This is a genomic window from Mesorhizobium sp. M4B.F.Ca.ET.017.02.2.1 (assembly GCF_003998955.1).
Classification (GTDB): domain Bacteria; phylum Pseudomonadota; class Alphaproteobacteria; order Rhizobiales; family Rhizobiaceae; genus Mesorhizobium; species Mesorhizobium abyssinicae.
Genome location: NZ_RZOF01000039.1, coordinates 21899 through 29309 on the forward strand (window position 1 = coordinate 21899; position 7411 = coordinate 29309).

At 62.1% G+C, this 7411-nt stretch carries 6 protein-coding genes; 1 reads left to right on the forward strand and 5 read right to left on the reverse strand.

The window, feature by feature from the left end:
- Positions 1–2: 2 nt before the first annotated feature.
- The 5 genes from EN738_RS07860 to EN738_RS07880 form a co-directional block, all read right to left on the reverse strand.
- The gene (locus tag EN738_RS07860) at positions 3–1067 is read right to left on the reverse strand and encodes an ABC transporter permease (protein WP_127283200.1); all 1065 of its coding nucleotides are present in this window, start codon (positions 1065–1067) and stop codon (positions 3–5) included.
- Positions 1060–2616 (reverse strand): sugar ABC transporter ATP-binding protein, encoded by a 1557-nt coding sequence (locus EN738_RS07865; protein ID WP_127283201.1) that lies wholly within the window; start codon positions 2614–2616, stop codon positions 1060–1062. Before EN738_RS07865 ends, EN738_RS07860 begins: the two co-directional genes overlap by 8 nt.
- Positions 2613–3272 carry a DUF2291 family protein gene (locus EN738_RS07870; RefSeq protein ID WP_127283202.1) on the reverse strand — a complete coding sequence of 220 codons (660 nt, stop codon included), beginning with the start codon at positions 3270–3272 and terminating at the stop codon, positions 2613–2615. The genes EN738_RS07865 and EN738_RS07870 overlap by 4 nt, the downstream gene beginning before the upstream one ends.
- 78 nt (positions 3273–3350) lie before the next feature.
- On the reverse strand, positions 3351–4292 hold the full coding sequence (locus EN738_RS07875) for a D-ribose ABC transporter substrate-binding protein (RefSeq protein ID WP_127283203.1): 942 nt from the start codon (positions 4290–4292) through the stop codon (positions 3351–3353).
- Between the two features lie 381 nt (positions 4293–4673).
- A complete protein-coding gene (locus EN738_RS07880; protein WP_127283204.1) occupies positions 4674–5501 on the reverse strand; it encodes a phosphogluconate dehydrogenase C-terminal domain-containing protein in 828 nt (275 codons plus the stop codon).
- A gap of 1138 nt (positions 5502–6639) precedes the next feature.
- On the opposite strand from EN738_RS07880, the gene EN738_RS07885 reads away from it, so the two are divergent.
- Positions 6640–7411, forward strand: a 772-nt coding sequence (locus EN738_RS07885; RefSeq protein WP_145966832.1) for a sugar ABC transporter substrate-binding protein, incomplete at its 3' end; no start/stop codon positions are given.

A 7411-nucleotide genomic window follows, 5' to 3' on the forward strand; every position in this document is an offset into this window, starting at 1 on the left:
GCTCAGCCCACCATTGCCATCTGCATCAGTGTAACGCGGCTTTGCAGTCGGCGCTGCGCCTGGTCAACGACGACGGCGACGATTATGACGAGGCCCTTGATCACCATCTGCCAGAACGAGCTCACCCCCATCATCACCAGTCCGTCGGAGAGGATACCGATGACGAAGGCGCCGACGATGGTGCCGCCGATCGTGCCGCGCCCGCCCGACATCGAGGTGCCGCCGAGCACCGCGGCCGCGATGGCGTTGAGCTCGAAGCTCTCGCCCGTCGCCGGATGCGAGGCCATCAGCTCGGACGAGATGATCAGGCCGACGATCGCAGCGCAGAAGCCGGAGAACATGTAGACGAACATCTTGACCATGTTGACCCGCACGCCCGAAATGCGCGCCGCCCGCTCGTTGCCGCCGACAGCAAAGATATGGCGGCCGAGCGGCGTGTATTTCGCGAGATAGGCCGCGCCCAGCGCGACGACGATCAGGATCCAGATCGACACCGGCAGGCCGAGCAGCTTGCCGGCGCCGAGATAGCCGAAGCCGGTGGTGCCGAGTTCCGTCTTGCCGACCAGATTGGGGAAAGTGCGGCCATCGGACGACAAGAGCGCCAGGCCGCGCGAGACATAGAGCACGCCGAGCGTGGCGATAAATGGCGCGACGTTGAGCCTGGTGATCAGCAGCCCGTTGACGGCGCCGATCGCTATGCCGACGGCCAGCGTGATCAGCGCGATCTCGACGACGTTGAAATAGATCGTGTAGCCGATCTGCAGGTCGATGCCGTTCAGCACCAGATAGCCGGCAACCATGCCGCACAAGCCGACGATGGAACCGACCGACAGGTCGATGCCGCCGGTGATGATGACGAAGGTCATGCCCATGGCCAGGAAGGCGTTCAGCGCCACGTGCTTGGCCATTAGGATAAGGTTTGCCGCCGACAGGAAATTGGGCGCGGCGATCGAGAAAAACACCAACACCGCGATCAGCGCGATGAAGGTCCTGAGCTTCATCAATGTAAGAAGCAGCGAACCGCTGGAAGCGGTGGGGGCAGCCGCCTTGGCCGGAATGTCAGTCATGGGCGTTTGTCTCCGTTGGCCCTGCGGGTCCGTGGCCAAGCGCCGATGCGGCGACGATCGCCGCTTCCGTTGCCTCGGCGCGATCGAACATGCCGGTCAGCTTTCCATTGCTCATCACCGCGATGCGGTCGGACAGAGCCATCACCTCGTCGAGATCCGAAGTGGCGAACAGGATGCCGAGCCCGTCGCGCGACAGTTTACGCATAGTGCGGAAAACGTCGGCCTTGGCGCCGACATCTATCCCGCGGCTGGGCTCGTCCATCAGCAGCACCTTCGGACCGGTGAGCAGCGCCTTGCCGATCACCACCTTCTGCTGGTTGCCGCCGGACAGCGACGAGACTTCCTGCGCCGGGTCGGCGACCTTGATCGCTAGCTCCCGCACCATGCCGGCCACCGCCTGTCTTTCCTCGGCGCCGCGGATGTGGAACAGGCGGGCAAAGCGCGACAGGCTGGCCAGCGTCAGATTGCTGGCGACGGACAGGATCGACACCAGCCCTTCGCGCTGGCGGTCTTCGGGGATCAGCGCGAGGCCACGGCGGATGCGCCGCGTCGTGTCGCGTTCCCTTACCTTTTTGCCATCGATGAAGATCGAACCCGTGGCATGGCCGTGGCGGCCCATGATGCAGTCGAACAGTTCGCTGCGCCCGGCGCCCATCAGGCCGTAGATGCCCAAGATCTCGCCGGCGCGGAGCGACAGCGAGACATGGTCGACTGCAAGGCCGCCGGTCGCGCGCGGCAGGCAGATTTCTTCGGCGCGGAAGATCTCCTCACCGGGAGCGTGGCCGTCGGCCTTGGCGAAATCCTTGGCATCGGAGCCGATCATCTGCCGCACGATCCACTGCGTGTCGACGTTCTTCATCTGCTCCTGGCCGGTGATGCGGCCGTCGCGCAACACGGTGATGTAGTTGCCGATGCGGATCAGCTCTTCCAGCCGGTGCGAGATGTAGACGATGGCGACGCCGCGCGCCTTGAGGTCGGCGATGACCTTGAACAGGATCTCGACTTCCGCCGCACTCAGCGCCGAGGTCGGCTCGTCCATGATCAGGATGCGCGCGTCGAGAGAGACCGCCTTGGCGATCTCGACCAGCTGCTGCTGGCCGATGCGCAGATCCTCGACGAGTATGTCCGGGCGGATGCCGGCCTGCAGCCTTTCGAGGAATTCGGCCGCGCGGCGCTCCTGCTCCTTGCGGTCGATCTTGCGGAACCGGTTGGTGATCTCGCGGGTGGCGAAGATGTTTTCGGCGACGGTCAGGTTGCCGAACAGGTTGAGCTCCTGGAACACCATGCCGATGCCGCGGTTCACCGCATCGCCGGATGAGGCGAACGACACGTCTTCACCCTCGAGCAGGATGCGTCCGGCGGTCGGCTGCTCGACGCCGGCGATGATCTTCATCAGCGTCGACTTGCCCGCGCCGTTCTCGCCTACCAGAACGTTGACCGCGCCCCTGCGCACCTCGAAATTGGCGCGCTTGACCGCGACCGTGCCGGAATAGACCTTGGAGACATCCTCCAGCTTCAGGATGACGTCGCGCTCGGCTTCCGCGCTCATGGCTTCGGCCCGATCTCGGCCTCCGCCGGCGTCACCAGCGGCAGGTCTTGGCCGCTGCCCAGCGTATAGGCGCCGAGCACCTTGGCGCTGCGGCCCTCGAGCGCCTCGCGCGGCAGCTTGGACAGCGCCGTCTTGTCGGCATAAATGTTGAATGCCTTGCCAAACTGGGCGAAGTCGATCTGGTTGGTAAAGTCGTTGAACTGGATGAAGTCGAGGCTGTCGCGCAGCGCGGTGCCGCGCACCGCCGGTCCGATCTGCAGCCGCGCATCGGCCTTGCCGTCGCCGTCGACATCGACATCGATGGTCGCCGCGCGCGACTGGGTGTTGGCGGCGACGATCTTGCCCTCCAGCCGCACCGCGAAGGTCCAGGGCGAATTCGCCTGCTTGTTCGGATTGCCGTATTTGGCGCCGGCGGCAGCCGGATCGGTGGTGGCCAAGGCGTGCACTTCCGGGAACGGTCCGCCCTTCTGCTGCAGATAGGGGATTACCTTCGGCGCCCAGATGTCCTCGATCATCTTGTCGGGATTGAAGGCCGGCGCGTTGCCGCCGCCCTGCATCGACGGTGTCGGCAGGATCTTGCAGGCGGTGAGCCCGAGGCCGGCCATTCCGGCAAGAATTGGCACGGCGTAGCTCAACCAGGTCAGTTTGTTCGGCATGGCGGTCAGGAAGCACCCACGGAAATTGGGCAAGGGACGAACCGGAGGTCCGTCCCTTGCGATTGATGTGATGCCGGCTCAGTTGGTGAGCGCGAAAGTCTCCAGCTGCTTGGCATTGTCGCCATTGACCAGCACGCAGTCCATCAGCTGCTTTTCCTGGGCGGGAGACTTCTTGTTCTTGATGAAGTCGTCGGCTTGCACGACAGCCATCTGCGCCTGCGCGAAGGCCGGCTGCAGCACGGTCGCCTTGATGCCGCCGGAGGTGATGGAGTCGCGCACGTCGTTCGAGCCGTCGAAGCCGACGACAATGACATCCTTGGCGCCGGCGGCGGCGAGTGCTGCATAGGCACCCATCGCCATCGTGTCGTTGCCGGAGATCACGCCCTTGATGTCCGGGTTGGCCTGCAGGATCGATTCCATCTTGGAATAGGCTTCCGTTTGGCTCCAGTTGGCCGACTGCTGCGCCACCATCTTGAGGTCCGGATAGTCGTTGATGACGTCGTGATAGCCCTTCGAGCGGATGCCGGCATTGGTGTCGGATTCCTTGCCGACCAGCTCGACGAAATTGCCCTTCTCGCCCATCAGCTTGACGAACTCCTGCGCGCCGAGCTGGGCGCCCTGGTAGTTGTTGGAGACGATCTGCGCCACGGCGACGCCGGTGGCGTTGATCTCGCGATCGATCAGGAAGGAGGGGATGCCAGCGTCCTTGGCTTTCTGCACGGCAGCGACCGTGGCGTCAGCGCCGGCATTGTCGAGGATGATCGCCTTGGCGCCGCGGCCGATCGCCGTGTCGATCAGCTCGGACTGCTTGTTGGCGTCGTCGTCATGGGCCAGCACCAGCGCCTCGTAGCCGAGTTCCTTGGCCTTGGCTTGGGCGCCGACGGCTTCCGCCTTGAAGAACGGATTGTCGTGCGAGGGAGTGATGATGGCGATCAGGTCCGCCGCATAGGCAGGCATCGCCGTTCCGAGCGCCAGCACGCCGGCGAAAGCTGCAAGGGTCATTCTGCGAGTGAGTTTCATGAAGTCCTCCCGTTGAAAAAATATTTGCCCTGGCAAATCGGGCCTCTGTCTGCGTCTGAATTGGTCAGGCGGCGGATCGCGTCGGAATCAAGCCGCGTGCGGGCTCCTCCCGAGCAGATCGTCACTCCCCCGTCCTCCACTCGTTCAGGCTTCGACTCCCGCGAAACCTGATTATCCGAGCTCGAGAACAGCTTAGCCAACTGGTATAATGAGTCAACCACTATTTCAGGTGATATGTATCTGATGTGCGATTCACGCCTTTCCTTCTCCCCTGTGGGAGAAGGTGTATCGGCGCCCAGCGCCGAGACGGTTGAGGGGTGCGCGAAGGATCGCCGTCGCCGGCAGCTGGAGCATCTCCACAAGGGGAGAAGGAGGAGCGCCTCAGGTAATGCGCTGGATGCTCGCAGCGATTTCTTCCGGTTCGAAGACACGCTTCCAGTCGTCGCGTATCAGCACCGGCTTGCCGAATTCAATCGCCTTGTTGCAGGCGTCGGAGAACACGCCCTTGGTCTCGCCGAAGATGACGGCGCCGAGCACGTTCATGTGGCCGAGCAGGAAGTCGAGTGCGGCCTGCCGTTCGACGCCGCGCGCCACGACTTCGTCCATCGCCTCTTTCATGACGACCAGCAACGAGGCGCACACCGTCTCTGAAAGGCCGGGCTCCAGCAGCGCCATCTGCTCGACGGTGACGCGATGCGAGCGCATCACCGGTGCCCAGATGATCCGGGCGATCGCCTCGCCCTTGGCGTAGTCCGCCTCCGGCCCCTGCATCAGGGCGCTGACGAAATGTTGCTTGGCCTTGACGCCGCCGAAGAAGTCCTTCTTGGCCGCCATGTCGGTCTCGTCGTTGAAGATCGGCGGATGGCAGGGATGGGTGACGAAATAGGTGAGGTCGGGACGGTCCGGCAGATGGCCGGCGAAGGGAGCGGCGGCATCGAGAACCACCACCATCGTGCCCGCCGCCAGCTTGCTCTCGATGCTCGCCGCCACCTTGCCAATATGAGTGTCCGGAACGGCCAGGATCACCACGTCGGCACCTTTGAGCGCCTCGTCGGCGCTGACCGCATCGAATCCCAGTCCGGTCTTCAGCCGCTCGCGGCCCGCCTCGCTGACCTCGACATGGCGGATCGTGTAGTCCGATCTGCGAAAATTGGTCGACAGGCGGTAGCCCATTTTGCCGCCGGCTCCGAACAGCGCAATCGTTGTCATCTATGCTTGCTCCCGTTTTCCAACGATGGCCGCGCCGATCGTCCGTTATCAACTGGTATAATCACTCTACCACAACATAGTGGTTTGACCAGAGCCTTCCTTGCCGTTTCACGCAGGCCTGTCGCCAGTCTGTATTGCGGGATTGGCGTCTCATATGGACGGTATCCGCGCCCAGCTGAAGACAATCGGGCTCGAGCCCTACGACTGCCTCGGGCTTCAAAGCTCGGTCCTCGCTAGTTGGTTCCACTCAATCCAGGCGGGGCCATATCCTTAGGTAAGATTTGCCTATAAGCCTTCGGATTTGATGCAGCCCTAGCGTCAACCCGCACAAGGATGCCCTGGTAGGGTTGCGACATAAATGTTCGACTTTCAATCGACGAGAAATTCAGGGAAGCATCGCAGATGCGCAAGGCGATATTGCGCCTTCGATCAATCCGACGAACGCTATTGCCACTACTTTGGTTTCGATGACTGGCACGAGGCGTTAAACGAGGCCGGAAGGCCTGTATGGGCGCCGGTATGCAGTTAAGTCGGACTCGTGGGAGTTCCGGGCGATGTCATCTGAAGAGGAAGTCAACGCTTTCTGGTGGTGCCAACCGCCCCCTATTGAATGCGGGGCTGCTGCAAGGCGGCGGGCTGCCTCTCGCCCCAGAAGCCGGCGGGCGGTTCTAGGTCGAGTTTTCCATATCGCATCTAGCGGTCGCATCAAACCGGCCCTTGAGAGGCGGCGCTGCACATCAGCCAACGCGCTGCTACTCCATCGCAGGTCGACCATCCTACCGGCCCGTGACTCCAATCTTGCCAAGCCATAGTTTGACAAATTTGCGAAAGCACTAGGATTGCTAGTTCGATCCGCCAGCTCGGAATTCATTACCGCGATCGAGCTTCATGTGGACTGAGCTAATAATAAAAACTTATAACGTGCTTCGCGGCGCAACTCGCACGCCCTGTCTTGAAGACCTCCGCTATGTTACGGAATTGATATTCGAGAGGATTGCTCAAAGCTCTACTGCCTCTCGAAAATACGCAGCGCCACAGGTGACGCGTTCATCGATCTCGGAAAAGTTTTTCCCCTTTCATCGAGGGCGATGACGCACGCCTGGAAGCGTGAGCTAGGCATGGTCAAGGGAGGAATAACATGCGCGAACTTAACAAAGACGTTGGCATCAGGGTTCTCAATACGTCGAGTGGAATCCGTTGCTTGATGGCAACTGCGGCAGCAGCTCTGCTATGGGCGGGGCCCGCCAATGCCAAGGAACTTACCTTCGGCTATGTTCCGGCCAGCTTGGAGTATCCGTACAACGTGTCCACGGCCGACGGCTTCAAAGAGGCTGCGGCAGCAGCCGGCGTAAAAGCGGTCGTTCTCGATCCGCGCGGCAGTGTCGAAAAGCAGGGAAACGCTCTGGACGACCTGATCACCCAGAAGGTCGACGCCGTCGGCTTCCTCCCACTTGATTCCGTGGTGTCCGAATCCTTCGTCGACAAGCTCAACGCTGCGAAAATTCCGGTTGTCGCCATTGCTCTTCAGGTCGGCGACTCGGCGAAGCGGAAGGTCAACGATCCTTATCCGGGGTTGTCGGCGCTGGTCGCGACAGACAACTACAAGGCCGGCTATGTTTCCGGGGAAATGGCTGCCGACATCCTGCCCAAGGACCACACGGCCAAGATCGGCATCGTGATGGGCGACCCGGCCTATACCATCGTCAAGCTCGATACGGAGGGCTTCCGCGCCGCGTTGGACAAGGCCGGCGCGAAATACGAGATCGTCGCCGAACAGCCGACCAACTGGACGCCGGACCAGGGCGAGTCTGTATGCCAGAACTTCCTGACGGCACATCCCGATTTGGACCTGATCTTCAGCCATGCCGACGACATGGCCATCGGCTGCGCTCGCGCCATCAGTGCTGCGA